The sequence below is a fragment of the Nitrospira sp. genome, assembly GCA_030692565.1.
Taxonomy (GTDB): Bacteria; Nitrospirota; Nitrospiria; order Nitrospirales; family Nitrospiraceae; genus Nitrospira_D.
Window position 1 is genome coordinate 1 of record JAUYAO010000035.1, and the last position, 15,295, is coordinate 15,295.

17 protein-coding genes are annotated in these 15,295 nt (G+C 56.6%); 12 read left to right on the plus strand and 5 right to left on the minus strand.

Features of this window, described 5'->3' with window-relative positions; translation table 11 throughout:
- Positions 1 to 424 precede the first annotated feature (424 nt).
- Positions 425 to 643, minus strand: a complete 219-nt coding sequence (locus tag Q8N04_08930) for a hypothetical protein (protein MDP3090787.1) — start codon at positions 641 to 643, stop codon at positions 425 to 427.
- 159 nt (positions 644 to 802) lie between these two features.
- Positions 803 to 3,751, minus strand: a complete 2,949-nt coding sequence (locus Q8N04_08935; protein MDP3090788.1) for a DUF3427 domain-containing protein — start codon at positions 3,749 to 3,751, stop codon at positions 803 to 805.
- A gap of 573 nt (positions 3,752 to 4,324) precedes the next feature.
- Here Q8N04_08935 and Q8N04_08940 point away from each other — a divergent pair.
- The 9 genes from Q8N04_08940 to Q8N04_08980 all read left to right on the plus strand — a co-directional run bounded on the left by Q8N04_08940 (position 4,325) and on the right by Q8N04_08980 (position 10,251).
- On the plus strand, positions 4,325 to 4,579 hold the full coding sequence (locus Q8N04_08940) for a hypothetical protein (protein ID MDP3090789.1): 255 nt from the start codon (positions 4,325 to 4,327) through the stop codon (positions 4,577 to 4,579).
- Positions 4,576 to 4,911 carry a hypothetical protein gene (locus Q8N04_08945; protein MDP3090790.1) on the plus strand — a complete coding sequence of 112 codons (336 nt, stop codon included), beginning with the start codon at positions 4,576 to 4,578 and terminating at the stop codon, positions 4,909 to 4,911. The genes Q8N04_08940 and Q8N04_08945 overlap by 4 nt, the downstream gene beginning before the upstream one ends.
- 26 nt (positions 4,912 to 4,937) lie before the next feature.
- Positions 4,938 to 5,315, plus strand: coding sequence for a hypothetical protein (locus tag Q8N04_08950; GenBank protein MDP3090791.1), 378 nt, complete (start codon positions 4,938 to 4,940; stop codon positions 5,313 to 5,315).
- 216 nt (positions 5,316 to 5,531) lie between these two features.
- Positions 5,532 to 6,176 (plus strand): hypothetical protein, encoded by a 645-nt coding sequence (locus tag Q8N04_08955; protein MDP3090792.1) that lies wholly within the window; start codon positions 5,532 to 5,534, stop codon positions 6,174 to 6,176.
- 91 nt (positions 6,177 to 6,267) lie between these two features.
- On the plus strand, positions 6,268 to 6,915 hold the full coding sequence (locus tag Q8N04_08960; GenBank protein MDP3090793.1) for a hypothetical protein: 648 nt from the start codon (positions 6,268 to 6,270) through the stop codon (positions 6,913 to 6,915).
- 142 nt (positions 6,916 to 7,057) lie between these two features.
- On the plus strand, positions 7,058 to 8,119 hold the full coding sequence (locus tag Q8N04_08965; protein MDP3090794.1) for a hypothetical protein: 1,062 nt from the start codon (positions 7,058 to 7,060) through the stop codon (positions 8,117 to 8,119).
- Positions 8,120 to 8,312: 193 nt separating this feature from the next.
- Positions 8,313 to 9,422, plus strand: a complete 1,110-nt coding sequence (locus Q8N04_08970) for a DUF2914 domain-containing protein (protein MDP3090795.1) — start codon at positions 8,313 to 8,315, stop codon at positions 9,420 to 9,422.
- A complete protein-coding gene (locus Q8N04_08975) occupies positions 9,422 to 9,808 on the plus strand; it encodes an FKBP-type peptidyl-prolyl cis-trans isomerase (GenBank protein ID MDP3090796.1) in 387 nt (128 codons plus the stop codon). Before Q8N04_08970 ends, Q8N04_08975 begins: the two co-directional genes overlap by 1 nt.
- A gap of 125 nt (positions 9,809 to 9,933) precedes the next feature.
- Positions 9,934 to 10,251, plus strand: a complete 318-nt coding sequence (locus Q8N04_08980; GenBank protein ID MDP3090797.1) for a DUF4288 domain-containing protein — start codon at positions 9,934 to 9,936, stop codon at positions 10,249 to 10,251.
- 136 nt (positions 10,252 to 10,387) lie between these two features.
- On the opposite strand, the gene Q8N04_08985 is transcribed toward Q8N04_08980, so the two are convergent.
- Both Q8N04_08985 and Q8N04_08990 read right to left on the minus strand, forming a co-directional pair.
- Positions 10,388 to 10,804 (minus strand): putative toxin-antitoxin system toxin component, PIN family, encoded by a 417-nt coding sequence (locus Q8N04_08985; protein MDP3090798.1) that lies wholly within the window; start codon positions 10,802 to 10,804, stop codon positions 10,388 to 10,390.
- On the minus strand, positions 10,801 to 11,049 hold the full coding sequence (locus Q8N04_08990; GenBank protein ID MDP3090799.1) for a hypothetical protein: 249 nt from the start codon (positions 11,047 to 11,049) through the stop codon (positions 10,801 to 10,803). The genes Q8N04_08985 and Q8N04_08990 overlap by 4 nt, the downstream gene beginning before the upstream one ends.
- A gap of 348 nt (positions 11,050 to 11,397) precedes the next feature.
- Between Q8N04_08990 and Q8N04_08995 the strand changes: the two genes are divergently transcribed.
- The 3 genes from Q8N04_08995 to Q8N04_09005 all read left to right on the plus strand — a co-directional run bounded on the left by Q8N04_08995 (position 11,398) and on the right by Q8N04_09005 (position 13,240).
- Positions 11,398 to 12,414 (plus strand): endonuclease/exonuclease/phosphatase family protein, encoded by a 1,017-nt coding sequence (locus Q8N04_08995; protein MDP3090800.1) that lies wholly within the window; start codon positions 11,398 to 11,400, stop codon positions 12,412 to 12,414.
- Positions 12,415 to 12,486: 72 nt separating this feature from the next.
- Complete coding sequence (locus tag Q8N04_09000) at positions 12,487 to 12,846, plus strand: DUF1499 domain-containing protein (GenBank protein MDP3090801.1); 360 nt, start codon at positions 12,487 to 12,489, stop codon at positions 12,844 to 12,846.
- A gap of 70 nt (positions 12,847 to 12,916) precedes the next feature.
- A complete protein-coding gene (locus Q8N04_09005) occupies positions 12,917 to 13,240 on the plus strand; it encodes a PilZ domain-containing protein (protein ID MDP3090802.1) in 324 nt (107 codons plus the stop codon).
- A gap of 10 nt (positions 13,241 to 13,250) precedes the next feature.
- Here Q8N04_09005 and Q8N04_09010 read toward each other — a convergent pair whose 3' ends face one another.
- On the minus strand, positions 13,251 to 15,230 hold the full coding sequence (locus tag Q8N04_09010) for a patatin-like phospholipase family protein (GenBank protein ID MDP3090803.1): 1,980 nt from the start codon (positions 15,228 to 15,230) through the stop codon (positions 13,251 to 13,253).
- Between the last annotated feature and the right edge of the window lie 65 nt (positions 15,231 to 15,295).

A 15,295-nucleotide genomic window follows, 5' to 3' on the forward strand; every position in this document is an offset into this window, starting at 1 on the left:
TGCACTCGTCTCAGTTCCTTCACACTCATGATGACCCTGTCCTCTCCGACCATCCAGCCCTCCGTCTGAAAGCCGGCAGTCTAGCAACGAAGAGGACATTTCTACTGTGGTGAAAGCGGACATTATCATTGTGGTATTACAACGAGGAGAAAGGCGGGCTAGTGGCCTTCTGTGCTTGTGCAGTGTGTGGTCTCGGAAGGGAGAGGGGGAGCAGCCAGACCATCCTTCTTGCTTGCAGGACATAGGAGGGGATAGAAGCTGATGAGCTTTTGTGCTCGCGCAACGCGGGGCCTCGGAAGGTCTTCGTTGAACCCGCGCATTTGAGGATCGACAGGCTACTTTTAAAGAAAGAAGTAACGATTAAGCGGGTGCATGCAGTGGGAGACTCTTCTGGGCCATCTTGGAACGACGTGCACAAGCGAGCTTAGCATGGAGCATTTGTCTCAGCATCAAAGTGATAACCGGCCATTTCCAAACTGGCGTGGAACTTTAGCCCCAATTCGGGCTGAGTGAATGCTGCATGCATAAGATCCGTTAGCACATCGGTTAAGTTAGCGCTTGGATCATAGGGATCGCCGAATTGGAGTGCGTAGCTCTCGAGAATTTCTCTCCCACGTTCCGCTCGTTCTTTGTTGGTTGGCATATGCCCCTCCATGTTAGCGTAAGCTTAATAGCTGTGTCCTTTCCCTTACGAAGGGGAAGCAGAAGAGAATGCGCAGGCACCATACGCTGAAAACGCGACGCGTGACTCACTCGATTTTCTAAAGCGCCAATTTTACTGTTCCCTAAGAACGCTGAATTCTTAGAATAGACGAATTGGGAGAGGTATTTCAAGCTTCCATTCGATGGACATTGGCTTCTCCCCTTCTGCCTTTTCGATCGTCACCGGGCCACAAGCTTGATAGGGATCCCCCTTGCTTCGGCGGACGAAGAGTTGAAAGGACCAGCCGTTGGTGGGGCTCTCAAGGTACCACCGACCGGCTGGTGTATCGGGTCCATCTGAATTCTGGCTTTGCCAGTGAAATCGTTCGGTGCTGATAGCGTAATCGCGGTAGGCAATGCGGTCGTGGAAGCCCTCTGACTTGTCGAGGGTGACAAACAGGAGTTCCATCTTCTTATTTTGCAGTGGAAGCACACCAGATTGGAAGGGAGTTCGTCGCTCTGCGGTTAGCCAGCCTACCGCGGTTAGGATTTCACGAATGCCGTAGTTTGCATGAAGGCACAGAGGTAGGTCGGTTAGGCCAGGTATCGGGTGAAAGCGCAAGGTGCTTCTTGCCTGAAGGACTGCACCCAGCTCACCGAGTTCAGCAGAGATTTCTGGTGCCTGTGAGAGTCGGGCAAGAAAGGCTTCTCCACTACCTGCTTGGTGATGTTGACCGTCTATCTGATAGGCGAGCATCTGGGTCCGGCGACGGTCACGGTCACTGAAGCTTTGGTATTGCGCGGAGGATTCACCGATACGTATAAGAAGGTCCACTTGCTCCGGGTCGTTACAGTGCAGCAAGTTTGAAAAACGGTGACCAAAATATTTGTCTTCTGGGCTTTCAGGTGTGGACAATAACCCAGCATCGCGTCGCAAAGCGGTCCACCCACTGCGGCCTTGGCTGCGATAAAGTTCATCTAGCTGCACTGCTTGCTCACGCAGGAATTCTGCAAGCCGAGCAGTCGCTCGTCCGCGGAGCGCAATATAAGTCTGAAGCTCGCTGCGGAGCCGCCGCCATGATTGGTTCATGGTGGTTCGCAGGCTCCTGAGGATTTGCTCTTTCGTTAATTGCTGCAACTGAATGTGGCAGCCCACTGGAAGGGAGCTGAATCCTTCGTTCACAGCGTCAATCATCTGGCTGCGTGAAAGCCCACTTATTGTTGAAAGTAGACGATCAAAACGAAAGTCTGCGCGGTATCGGCCAACAAAGTCTAATACAAGGCAACCTTGCTTGCCCTCATGAAGTCGTAGACCACGTCCGATCTGTTGTTGGAATAGCACGGGACTTTGCGTCGGTCGAAGGAGTAACAGCGTATCAACAGAAGGAAGGTCAATGCCCTCGTTATAAAGGTCGCAAGTGACAAGCGCGCAAACTTCCCCCCGGGCTAAACGTTCTGGTGCTTGGCGACGTACATCAGTGTCTGTCGAGCCTACTATACAGAGCGAAGGCAGTCCGGCCTCGTTGAATTTCCGCGTCATGAATTCGGCGTGTGCGACTGTTATGCAAAATGCAATCGTTTTGCTCCGCTTGGGGTTGCCAGTCAATCGCCGCCATTCGTCGATAACAAGTCTCGCGCGGGTGTCATTCCCAGTCACAAGATTGTCGATGGCCTCTCGCTCACCCGGTTTATCCCAAGGCACTTCTGAGAAGTCGGTGTCGTCGTCGCAGCCATAGTATTCAAACGGGCAGAGTAGTTGGAGGTCTAGTGCATGCCAGAGGCGTAACTCGACAGCAGGCGATCCATCAGGCCGATTGTCGAAGTACGGGAAAATAGATTTCCCATCTGAACGCTCTGGTGTGGCTGTTAGACCTAGCAGGACCTGAGGGAATACTGATTTGACGAATGCATCGAAGCGGTCCGCTGCCAACCGGTGGCACTCGTCGATAACGACGGTGTGCCAATATTGTGGACCGCATCTTGTGACGAGGTCGCGCGCGCAAACACTGTCGATGGTGGCGAAAATGTGATCGTAGCTCTGCGGCTCAGAGCCACCTGTTAATATTTCACCGAATGAGTGGTCGCGCAGTACCTCGCGGTAGGTTCGTCGAGCCTGGAGTAGAATTTCTTTGCGGTGCGCGACGAAGAGTAAACGTGGGCGGCCGCCGATAGCTTGACAGGCCGCACGGTAATCAAATGCCGCAACTATGGTTTTGCCTGTGCCGGTTGCTGCGACAACGAGATTGCGAGACCTGCTATGTTCTCGCTCCAGCATAAGTTGCTCTAGCATGTCCTTCTGATAGTCCTTAGGCGCAAGGTCGAGGAACGTCGTTGTGGCCGAAATTTGGTCACCGGCCTCCCGCTTCAGCGCGCGGGTCAACTTGGAGCGGTGCTCTGGGTTTGCAGCATCATAATGCTGGAACTCACCATCGTTCCAAAGTGTCTCGAAGTGGGCTTGGGCGCGAGCAAACAGTTCAGTCTGTCCCTGCTCGGTGAATTTGACTGTCCATTCGAGCCCGCCGAGCAGCGCCGAGCCTGATAGGTTTGCACTGCCGACGTAAGCCGAACCAAACCTTGTTTTACGTTTGAAGATCCATGCTTTTGCGTGCAGTCGTGTCCGTCTGCCATCGAGAGAAACCTTAATTTCGCAACCTGGCATTTTTGCGAAATAGTCGAGCGCTTCCATCTCAGTCGCACCAGTGTAAGTGGTGGTGAGGATTCGCAGGCGGGTTCGTGGCTGGCCACCAGTGCTCACGGCTGTAGCTGCCTGAAGAATATCGAACAACTTCCGAACTCCTGCGACTGTGATGAAGCTGACTAACACGTCAACTTGGTCACAGCAGGAAATTTCACGACGGAGTTCAGAGAGCAGGGATGGAGAACCTTTGCCCGAAGTAAATAGCCATGGAATGGCAAGCCCGGTTTCTGGAAATTTCGGTGCAACTCCGATTCTATGAACCGCCTGGAGGATCTGAGGCGGCTCAATAAGCGGGTCCACGCTTCCCGCTACCTGTCGCCTAAGCTGAACTAGTAGCGCGTTAACGAGGGCAAGCTGTTGCTTTACCTTATCCGCACCATCTCCTTCAATTTCATCGAGCAGCAGAGTCACTTGTCTGGCTAGAGCGTCCGTGATTCGCTCTGCTGCTTGTTCAGGAGGTAATGCGGATAGTGTGCGGTATGAGGGATCTCGAAGGTCAGCTATTAGCTGCGCCAACGATTCGGTAACGATACTATCGTATAACCCATCAGGTAGTTGCATCGGTGCTAGCGTATTGCCGAAGGCTTAAGGTGCGACGGAGGCTACTCGATCACGTTGTCGTGAAGAGACACACTCACGATTTAGACCTCCAAGGAAAATGCAAGAGCAGGTGTTGCGACCATGGTATTCATCGGTATTCATCCGGAGGCCCACACTTACCTGATTGGGTTATCCAAGACAACTCCACACAGACTAGGTTCCCACTCAACTATTCGTACCAAAGAATACGCGTTCCCATTTAGGAAAGCACCCCTCATTTATGGGCAGGGCTGAGCTGGTTGCTTGGCAAATTTGGATTGGTTGCTAATAAGAAAAAGAGGTAAGTATCGGTGTTATATTCTGCGCCCCTTGCCTCTCGCCGCTCGCCTTCGCTATACTCCCCCTACTATGAGTATCAGAAAAGGCGGCGGAGATTGGGAGCCTATGTTGCTGGGGATCGAGCCCCGGAACTGCAAAGTGTGCAACGAAGGGCTCTATCGGAACAAAACCTTCTTCACCGGCGGCTGGTCCCGTTGCGCCCTCTGCGATGAATTTGTCCATTACAGCTGTCTCGCCAGCGGCAAAGTATCGTTTCTGAAAGCCCGTCCGCGCGTGTGTAAAACATGCCGCGCGGCTCAAGAGGGCGCCCCCTCTCCTTCGGCGAAGAAGGACGAGACTCCGGCTGCCGTCGGGTCGTGACCTCCAACTCTCCGTCGAATCAAGCTCCGTCCCGCACCGACTGGCACGCCTATTTCTCTGAAGCGATCCGGCTGGCGCTGGCCCCGCTGGTCCTGCTCTTCGCGGGATTTTTTACGTCCAATTTCATCATCAGTGGTCAGTACACCTGGCCGCGGACGAGCCGCACGCTGGCGCTGACGCTGACGATCGTCATTCTCTCCTACGAGTTTGTCTACAAAGAACAGCTCGCGCGCCAGGCCTCACCGGAGCGGGCGAAATCCGTGCTGTTTTATTCCTGCGTGATCCCCTATCTGGTCGGTATTCTTGTGATGTTCGCCTTGTGGAAGCTGTAGCAGGCGTGCCTGGGAAAGGGTAGACAATGGCCCAGGTCATTCGAAGCGGCGCCTTTCTGCAACAATGTTGGTCGGTCCATCCGTTATGCCTGACGGTAAAACGGATTGCCGACGATCGCACAGTGGTGCTGCTGTGTAGTTCCTGCCGGTCCGCGCATCATTTGCAGTGTAACTCTGTCGTGGCCCAGGCGTCGGCCGAGCAAAGCCAGAGCGATGCTTCGGTTTCCCCTGTGGTCGGTGAGTCTGAGGGGCTGACGCAGTTGGCGAGCTGTATTGCCGGCCATCGCCCCGCATTGTCGCTGCGTGAGATGGATGTCTTTGAAGACCGCGTGCTGATCCGTTGTGCCGATTGCCGATGCCACTACGATCTGGCGGTCGCGCAGTTTGAAATGCGGCAGAAATAGCGAGAGGATGTTGCAAAAGCCCTCCAGCAGCGTTCTCGCTTCGCTCAAGGCCTCAACGAATACAAGAGTCGACTTGAGGCAAAGGACCTATCCGCTCGCATGTGATCGAAGCGAGCGGGTCAAGCGAGCTTGGTATGTACCTCCTCGGCCTTTCGCTTGCTGCGGCCTTGCTGGAAGTTCTTTTTCATCATCCTCCGGGACGCAGCGTGGGCGTGCATGCTAGGGCATGATGGTTTCTCCGCATCACCTTCCCTCGCTTTGACCGATGAAGAGGCCGCGCTGGTGGCGGATGCGCAATTCTTTCGCAAGAAAGAGCGGATCTCGGCCAAGGTGCGGGCTCAGCTCGATGCGACCTTCGCGGGACTGACGGAAGAGTTCGGCCATGCCAGCTTGATGGTGCCGCCGGGGTTCAAACCTCATGCGCATCAGTTTGTCAAAGGCGAACAGCTCGAATTCTTTCCCTACCAGTACCTCGACTATCCCAAACATTTCGATGGGGGCAACAAGTTTACCTATCGGACGCTGTTCTGGTGGGGCCATCATCTGGTCTGCGCGTTGATTCTCGAAGGGGACGGCATCAAACAGTACAAGAAGCACATCGTTGATCGGTTTCATCAGCTGGCCGGGCGGGAATTGGAACTGTCGCTGGCTCCGACCTTGTGGGAGTGGAAGCGGGGGGAAGGCTATACCCTGCCGATCACGCACGATCGCAAGGCGCAGATCGCGTCGGTGCTGGCCGAGCGTCGGTTCATCAAGATCGTGAGGTTTGTGCCGATGACCGATTCCCGGCTGCAAGCGGGTTCGCTCCCTGACCTGAGTCGGGAAACCTTTCGGTCGATGTTGCCGATTCTCACGGCCTGACGGTCGGTGTCCTGGGAATTGTCTCTGAATGCCAACTTGGGTAAACTGGGCCAGCGTCGGCGCACTATTTGTTTAGCGTGAGGAGGCGTCTGTGAAATCAATGATGCTGCGGCAGGTGATGGGAGTGGGTCTGGTCGGAGTCATGGCTGTGATGGCCGGATGTGTGGGGAAGGGAGAGACGCGCTATCTCGACGTCAGGACGCCGACGGCCGCGGCTCCATCTCCTGAACAAGAGCCGGTCAAGATTGTGATTGAGCCGTTTGAAGACCGCCGCGATGACAAGACGCGAGTGGGACAGCGGACACATCTCTGGGGCGGCACAACGGTATTCAATGTGTCGGGAGAACGTCCGGGAGAAGTGATCGCCCAGGCCCTGGCGGATCGTCTGAAGAATCGCGGCTGGCGGGGACGCCCCTGGAAAGTGCAAGTCGGCCGGAGTGCGGATGCTCCGGATGCCGACATTATTATCAGTGGCCAGGTCTCTGAATTCTCGGCCACGGCCAAGAGCCGGGTGTTTTCGACCGTGATTAACGCCAGCAACAAGTTCAGCATTCAGGCGCGCAATGTCGGGGATAGCAGCACGACGATTCGAAGCGTCGAGGGCGCGCAGCGGACCACGGTCTTCTGGTTTGCCGAGGAAGATGTGCAGGAACTGCTGGCGGCGACTTTGAAAGACGGCATCGACCGGTTCATTGCGGATACGATGGTCTCAGATCGGGCATTGCGACCAGCCCACTAGCGGGATGGGCCGGATCGCAGGTCTATCTGGTCTATTCAGTCTGTTCGGTCTGTCTGGTGCCGGACCAAACAGACGAGACAGACAAAAAGACCAGACAGACTAAGAAGGACTAGCCATGGGGTGACAGGGGAGATTCGGAAGAGTGCGTGAGCGGCGCTGGGAAACAACGACACCGCTGACGTTCAACCAGATCCTGGCGGTCGGGGAACGGCTGGCCGCGTTGGGTCTCAAACCGGCGGTGCCCGCGCAGGATGTGATCTGCTACGTCGAGGAATGGACCGTGTCCGCGCCCGACGAATTCGATCAGCTCGATCCCTGGGCTACGGAAGACGTGACGCTCGTGCATGTGCGCGAGGGGTGGCGGGGGGACTTCTTCCTGCTGGCCGGCGCCTACCACACGGCCTTTCAACGCTATCAGGACGTCGGCACCTATTGTTCGGTGAGCCATCCCTGGCGCATTCGCGAGTCGTTGCGGCGACACGAGCCACGCAGCATGTTCTGGCTCGGGTTCCGGCATGCCCATTCCTTCCTGCGCATCCGCCTGCAGACGACGGAGGTGATTACGCCTGGGGAAACGCGCGCGGACAGCGAACGCGCGGAATGGCTGGATGAACGGCGGGCCGCTTTTCTCGATGCCATCACCATTCTGGAACTGCCCATCGAAACGCTGATCGAGAAGGAGCAAGTCATCTTGCGTCCGGCCGATCCGACGACACCCTTCTTCTGTTCCTGGCCTGACGCCTTCGGGCCCTGCCAGTTTGAGTACAACACGACCGACTCTTTTGAGTTCCTGGTGCCGGCCAGCAAGCTGGCGGCCACGTTTGCGCAGGAACCGGCTGGCGTGCGGGCCTATCTGACGGGATTCTCTGAAGAGGCGCTGGCCGATTTCGCGGCTATTGAGCCGGGCGCCCGCTTTGCCTATCGCTGTTCGGTCCACTGTCCCTTGGATGAGTTGCCGGAAGTGTTGGAAGCGATCCAGCCGGAGGGGCGCCTGTATGCCACGCTCTGTGAGTTTCAAACGCAGGCGGTGTTGCCAGAAGGAGACGATGCCTCGGCGATCATCGGCATTGTCGGATTAAACGGGCAGTTCCAGATCGAGGCGCGGTTGAATCGGGCTCCGCTCAAAGAAGAGGCCATGGGGCCATGGCTGGAGCGTCTAATCGGGCATCCTCTAAGCTATGCTCCCTTGCCCGCCTTCGTCTAACAGGTTGCTGAAACCGGCCGCCAGCGGCGTTCTCACGTCGCAGCTCCCCTGCGGCGTACCGGCGGAGAGTACGCCTCGGGGTTCTGCTCGTTGCGGCCTTGCTGGACAACCGGTTTGAGCAACCTCTATTGAGCTGCTCCTCAAGAACCAATTTTTCATTGAAGAAACCCTTCGGATTTCGCACAGTGTTGGCATGAGCCCGCTCGCGAAAGTCCAATCCCTCCTCACTAAGCCCTTTATGCCGGCGGTGTTTTTTCTGTCCGGTGTGACGTACGACACCCTGACGCTCACGCGCATCGACCGGCTGCAAGACAATCTCTTGTTGCTGATCTATCTATTGCTCTTGGGCGTCCTCGTTGTGCTGACCGGCCGGTTAGGGATTGAGCCGCCGCCGGAGCGGGAGCAATTGGCCGCGCTCTCGCCCTTTACACGGTGGGTGCTGCGCGCCAGGCCCTATTACCCGATAGCGGTGCAGTTTCTGTTGGGCGGGTTGTTCAGCGCTTACGCGATCTTCTATTCCCGTAGCGCCACGCTGACGAGCAGCGCGATCTTCTTCGCCCTGTTGATCCTGCTGCTGGTCGGAAACGAGTTTCTGCGCGACCGGCTCTCCAGCCTGCGGCTTTTAGTCAGTCTCTATGCGTTAGTCTGCTTCGCATTTTTCACCTTCTTTCTTCCGGTCATGACCGGTCTGATGAACGCGGCCATATTTCTCGCGGGTGCCGGATTGACGGCGGCGGTCACCTTTCGGGGCGTGCATTTGATTTATCGCAACAATCCGGATCGCTCCAAACGTGAAGCGGTTGGTGTGACGGCTCCAGCCTTCGGGCTTATTGCACTGCTGGTGGGGTTTTATTTCCTGAACTGGATTCCGCCGGTGCCGCTCTCGATGAAGTTCGGCGGCATTTATCGCGAAGTGCAGCGGCAGGGGGATCATTTTCTCCTGACCTACGATCGGAAATGGTACGAAGTCTGGAAACGCTCCGAGAATCCCTTCCCCGCCGACGAGCCGATCTACTGCTTCACGGCCGTCTTTGCCCCGGTGGCGCTGGATACGACGGTCTATCACCATTGGTATTTCCGTCCAAACAGCAGCAAGCCGTTCTCCCATGCCGACAGGATTCCCATCAAGATTTCCGGCGGCCGCGAAGGCGGCTATCGGGCCTACACCTTCAAACAGCGCCTCGATCCCGGCGACTGGCGGGTGGACGTAGAAACCGAAGACGGCCGCATCGTCGGCCGCGTGTCGGTGCGAGTCGAACAACGGAACGAACAACCGACTGCTTTGAAAACGCTGGCCTACTGATGAAGCGCCTGAGTGGAATCAAGTTACTGGAGGAACGGGAGGGGGAAGGTCGGCAGGCTGAAAAGGGCGACAGGGTTGTCTATAACGCGCGGATCTTTCTGAATCAGGGCAATGAAGTCCCGCTCAACGCCATCCAGGCAGAGCAGGTTCCCAAGGAGATGATCCGGGTCGTCGACGGTGCCACCCTCATCGACCACACGATCGTACTCGGCCCGCGCCAGGCCATCGCCGGGATCGAACACGCGCTAGTAGGTATGATAGCTGGCGGCTATCGTAAAGTCCGCATCGGCTCCCACCTGGCCTATCGGGACAAAGGAATTCCTGATCTGGTTCCCGCCGATGCGGTGTTGGTGGTGGAGGTTTGGATACGAGAAGTGGGCGAGTGATTTGAGCACTGTTAACGAATTTCTGGTGTCGCTTTCTGGAGGTAAGGTGATGGGCAAGCGAAAGAAAATACCTCTCAGAAAAAAATCATACTGGTTGGTGGATATTCACTGAGGTTGCGCAGTGGGTGTCCAATCGCCAGACGAAGCTAACCCCGAACAGCCGTTGCCTGGTGTGGGAGAATACACGACTGATACGCGCAAGTAATCGAGATCAAGCGTATCGAAAGGCACTAAAGTTTGGTCGGCTGGGAAATCCTTCGAAGACAAAAGGTGGAGAGTGGAGGTTCGCCGGAATTTCTATGCTAATGCCTGTCTATGAAGAGATCGAAGATGGTGCTGAGATTTTGTGGGTCGACCATGGCACATTGCCGATAAAAGCCATTAAGAAGTTGGTTAAAACGAAGCGCCAGCTCAGTGTTTTTGATGATGGGGAAAAGAAATAAGATATGTTAAAAAAGTACATATTAGAATGCTTGTGTTATGAAGCAATTAGCTCCCTGTCCCTCCAGCCCCAACTGCGTGTCTACCCAGGCCACGGATGAGGGCCATGCCGGTCTTTTGTCTCGGGCTGCGTTGTAGCTAGGATTTGCGCTTCAAGAGTTTAAGGAAGTGTGCCACCGGCACGATCTCGATTGAGCCGACTGTGCCTAGCGAGAGCAAGTCGTCATCGCCGCTCACGAGCCAACGAACCTTTGCGGCTTTCGCGCAGGCGATGAACTTCAGGTCGTCGGGATCTCGTAATGAAGGGACTGTCACGGGGGCTGTTCGCACGGTGTCGACAAAGGGCAGCAGGTCTTCCTCAATCAGGCCGTGAATCTCGTCGTCAGTCAGTTTGAACTTACGGTAAGCCAGCACTCGCAGGTATTCTTCCAGGATCTCAGCGGAGAGGACTGGACGGAGGCGGCCCGATTGCCAGGCGGGAACGAGTTGGGAAGGCGGGCCGGTAAAAAGGAGCGCCGACACGAGCACGTTCGTGTCCAGGACGGCCCGGATCACCGCCGGCGACCCTTGCGGCCGCGAGCCTGCTGGATGGCCCGGTCGATATCACCGGGTTCTATGCCGAGGTCGCGGATTTTCTGTCGGACCGCCGCCAGCCGGTTGCCATGTTCGCCGACGGTCACTGGGCGAAGCATGACGACGCCTTCGTGCAGTGAGACGTCAAAGTAATCCGTGTCAGGAATGTCCTTGAGGATTTTCTTTGGCAGGGTGACTTGGTTCTTCGAAGTCTTTTTGGCTAACATGTGCAGTGCCTCCTGTAAAAAAGGATATCCTACTTCCTTACTGTAAGGCAATTCACTGGGGTTTCTATGGAAACGCGCGCTCCCTGCCCCTCCAGATCCAACCATGTGTCGGCACAAGTCACAGAAAAGGGTCATGCCATTGCGACGATTTGCGATCCCCGTCCGTGACACGAAGATGGCAACTCGTAATCATGTGCGCCCGCTGGTGAGTCACTGCCGCCTCGACTTTTTTCTCCATTCTGTTTAGGCTCTGCCTGCTGTATTTCTTCTTGCGTAGTCGAAGCAGTACTGCGGCACGATCGCCTACGATCGTGTCGCAGATACCGTGTTTATCATGAGGGAACTCTCATGCCTTTCTATCGCGCGATAGACAATCGAACTCCGGTGGGTCGACGAACAGCGGAAGGGCTGCTCCGCCTCAAAAAGGCGTTGGATTCAACTGTGCCGGCGAAGACGCTCGATCAGACGTTGCTCTTGGCAAGTTGGAATATCCGGGAGTTCGGCGGCAACAAGTCCGATGGGCGGGATAAAGAGGCGCTCTTTTATCTGGCGGAGATCATTTCGCGGTTTGATTTGATTGCGATTCAGGAAGTGCGCGACGATCTCGACGCATTGGACGGCTTGATGGGGATTCTCGGAGGCTGGTGGAAATTCCTGGTGTCCGACGTGACACTCGGCGTGCAGGGAAACAGCGAACGGCATGCCTATATTTACGATACGCGGAAGCTGGCGTTCGGCGGATTGGCCGGCGAGTTGGTTCCGCCCATGAAGAAAGACGGGAACACGTTGGTGTCGGATTTTGCCTTCTCACGGACGCCCTATCTGGCCGGGTTTCGTGCGGGCTGGTTCAAATTTACGATTTGCACGCAGCATTTGTATTACGGGGATGCGAAACCGGACGATCCGCAGCGTCAGAAAGAGTCCGAGGTCGTGGTGAAGCTGCTGAAGGCTCGTATGAAGTCAAAGGATCGATGGGCCAACAACGCCGTCCTGCTGGGAGACTTCAACGTCTTCAGCACCAACGATGCCACATTCAAAGCGATCGAGAAGGCGGACTTTGAGATCCCCGCAGGGTTGAAAGGAAAGTACACGAACGCCAATCTGGACAAACCGTTCGATCAGATGGCTTTTCTGGCTCCGGACATCAAAAGCCAGGTGAGCGTCGCCAAGGCCGGCGTGTTTCCATTTTTCGACCAGGTGTATCGCAACGACGATCAGGCCACGTACCTGCCGGACAAGGATGCCAAGACCTATCGCGAGTGGCGGACCTACAAGATGTCCGATCATCTGCCGATCTGGGTCGAGTTGGGGGTAGATTTCGGCGCGGACTATTTGAAACGAAAAGCTAAGCCGCCAGTGCCGTGATTGCATCAATGGCTCAAGCGGGGTGCTTTCTGTCGGATATGAGATGTGATCGCCGAAGGGGAATCAGCTGATATGGCAACCAGAAGCCTGACCTGTCCCTCCAGCCCTAACTGCGTGTCTACCCAAGCCCAGGACGAAGGCCATGCCATTGCGCCGTTTCGTTACCGCAAGTCGCGGGCTGAGGCGAAGGAGTCGCTCAAGGCCATGGTTCAGGCCATGCCCCGTACCAGGCTCGTCGAGGAAGATGAGTCCTACCTGCACTACGAATTCACCAGTCTGCTGCTCCGCTTTGTCGATGATGTGGAGTTCCTCTTCGACGACGAGAACAAGACCATTCACTTCCGTTCGGCCTCACGTACCGGCCACAGTGATCTTGGGGTAAACCGGAAGCGGATGGAAGAGATCCGGTCATTCGTCAGCGACAAGCTCTAGCGCTATTCGGTAATTTCCTTGGGGGTTGTCCGCCCTCTTGCTATGCTTCCAACCCAGGAGGCCGGATTCTATGGGGTTCAAACGAAAAGGCTCGCGTGTTGATGTCAGTCGTGCCGGGCGTTTGCAACGAGGGGCACTCTCGGCGTCGTGCAAGGTCTTGGATGTCAGCGAAACCGGCGTGAAGATTGAGAGCCGCCTGTTCGTGAAGAGCGGCGATACGCTCCAGTTGGTGCTCGATCTTGAGCAGGGCCGAACACTGACCTGTGGATTACAGGTCGTCCATGTGCGATCCCCGAAGTTCGGCGCGACGATCTCGTCCATCAGCCCAGAGGATCGTGAGCGACTGGCCCATATTCTCGACGACCATGTGCAGAATAGCTTTTCCCGCCGCTAGACGCTGACCACTATAATCTTCGGCAGGTCGCAGTGGGGGCGAGTTCCGTTTCTGACAATTCCAGCTTCGAGAGGTAGGCCCAGCCCATCAGGTAGCCCAGGTGCCGGTAGGCTTCGAATTCTTCCAGCTCATACCATTGAAACACCGTGCTCGTCTGGGGAAACTCCTTGCCTTCAGGCGCCTCGACGATCTTTGTCACCTTCTTGATGGCCAGTTGCGCCCGTTCACGGGCCTGGTCGTCATTGATCATTGCGAGCAGCCGGTTCCCATCCAGATGGGTCGGGTTCGTGGGCGGACTGGCCCGCGGCGCTTCGGCCAACGGGCGGCCGCTCTCCGGATCGGTGCTCACGAAGATCTTTCCAGGCGCGGCCAATGACGGGTTCTTTTTGAAGAGGGTCGGGTTGTACGCATATGGCTTCAGGTAGTGAATGACGGTCGGGGTGCCGTCAGGGCGTTTGACCCAGAAGCGCCGGTACCAGACAATCTCGTGCTCTTGCGGAATCTCGCCGCACCATTCGACGCCCTCGCCAAAGTAGCTCTTCATCCGCTTCTGTAAATTGTGCAGGTAGTCGTATTGCCAGGTGGTGTCCAGCGTGGCATCGCCCACGATGATGTGACTGACCTGGCGGCGTAAGAGAGTTTGGACGCCCAGGTTGTCGTAGAACGACCCGTCGGTGATCTCGATCCACCGGCTCTTGGTGTCGGGCCAGATCCGTTGGATGGTCATCATCAGGAAATAGTCCCAGACGGTGGTGACGGGGGTATTGAACCGGCGGGCGTAGTTCCAGGTTTGATACTCGTTGTTGATATTGAAGGGGGCAGTGCCGAACCGGAACAGCAGGCGCGCGATGTCGTTCCTGTACCATTCTTCGACCAGGCTATCCAGGTCCAGCCCCGCGCCGGAGGCGGTCATGGCCTGGGAGAGCCGGACGCAGGCGTCCGCCCTGATCCGTTCCGGTCTCGGCTTGTGGCAGGTGCCTTCGGTCAGATCCTCCACCACGACTTTTCGCGGATTGAACCAGGCCGGCTTCCCGTCTTCGGTCTGGGCTTCGACTACGGGCAAGCCGAACCCGGCGCTCTGGATATAGCCGAGGCCGTCGGAGCCGGTGTAGTCGCGCGTAAACTCGAAATTGTAATTGTCGCGGTAGGGACGGTTCGACTCGCCTTCATAGGCGCGTGGCCGGCCGCGGTTGACCAGATTGCCGTTGATGATCAGATACGGCGCATCGGCGTCTTTGCGATTGAGCCGAACGAGCGGAGTCTCGTGCTTCCCGCGCAGGTAGGTGAGCTGAATCCGGTCTTCATAGGGGGTGAAGAGGTGGAGTTCGTTGCCGATCTCCGGCGGAGTTTTAATGTGGAGAATCAAATCCCACATGTAATAGGGGATCAGTCGCCACATATAGCCCCACATGAGCTTCGGCCCTTCCCAGAAGCCGCCCTCCTTGATGAAGCCGGAATGATGCCGCAGATGGGCGACGAAATCGTTGTGTGGGTCGAGGAGCTTGCCCTGGTCCATCGTCTGGACGAGATTGCCGTAGACATCGTCCTGTTCCTGGCCCAGATGAGCCAGCATCCAGCCTGCCACATAGGATCCGCCTGACACGGTGCTCAGGTAGTCGATCTTGGGCAATCGCTGCATGTCGTGGAGCGATTGCAACAGGCCCAGATGGAAGGTGGCCGAGCGAATGCCGCCGCCGGAGAAAGCCAGGCCGGTCAGGTGCGGGGGCACCTGCAGGACCATCGGGACATGATCGGCGACGCCGTTGGACTCGCCGCTGGCCACGGTGTTCCGCCGCTGTTCGATATAGGCGTACTCCTCCTGGTAATCCTGGACGAGGGTCCTGGGTTGATAGGTGAAGGCCCGCTGGCGGATGTCATAGGTCTTGGTCGGAACGGTTTGGCAGGCGGAGAGTGCGGCCAGCAGAAGCAGGCCCGCGCTCGACAGGCAGAGATCGCGCGATGATCGCCGGAGGTCCATCACAGGCGGCACTCTAGCGGAATCCCGGAAGTGAAGAAAGAGGGCGCGAGTGATTCCACTTAAGCTTTGGAGCGGAG

What these genes read in the sequence shown, in the direction of transcription:
- Q8N04_08930 (MDP3090787.1), bottom strand. Translation starts at nt 643, where the DNA reads ATGCCAACCAACAAAGAACGAGCGGAACGTGGGAGAGAAATTCTCGAG.
- Q8N04_08940 (MDP3090789.1), top strand. Translation starts at nt 4,325, where the DNA reads ATGTTGCTGGGGATCGAGCCCCGGAACTGCAAAGTGTGCAACGAAGGG.
- Q8N04_08950 (MDP3090791.1), top strand. Translation starts at nt 4,938, where the DNA reads ATGGCCCAGGTCATTCGAAGCGGCGCCTTTCTGCAACAATGTTGGTCG.
- Q8N04_08955 (MDP3090792.1), top strand. Translation starts at nt 5,532, where the DNA reads ATGCTAGGGCATGATGGTTTCTCCGCATCACCTTCCCTCGCTTTGACC.
- Q8N04_08970 (MDP3090795.1), top strand. Translation starts at nt 8,313, where the DNA reads ATGAGCCCGCTCGCGAAAGTCCAATCCCTCCTCACTAAGCCCTTTATG.
- Q8N04_08975 (MDP3090796.1), top strand. Translation starts at nt 9,422, where the DNA reads ATGAAGCGCCTGAGTGGAATCAAGTTACTGGAGGAACGGGAGGGGGAA.
- Q8N04_08990 (MDP3090799.1), bottom strand. Translation starts at nt 11,049, where the DNA reads ATGTTAGCCAAAAAGACTTCGAAGAACCAAGTCACCCTGCCAAAGAAA.
- Q8N04_08995 (MDP3090800.1), top strand. Translation starts at nt 11,398, where the DNA reads ATGCCTTTCTATCGCGCGATAGACAATCGAACTCCGGTGGGTCGACGA.
- Q8N04_09000 (MDP3090801.1), top strand. Translation starts at nt 12,487, where the DNA reads ATGGCAACCAGAAGCCTGACCTGTCCCTCCAGCCCTAACTGCGTGTCT.
- Q8N04_09005 (MDP3090802.1), top strand. Translation starts at nt 12,917, where the DNA reads ATGGGGTTCAAACGAAAAGGCTCGCGTGTTGATGTCAGTCGTGCCGGG.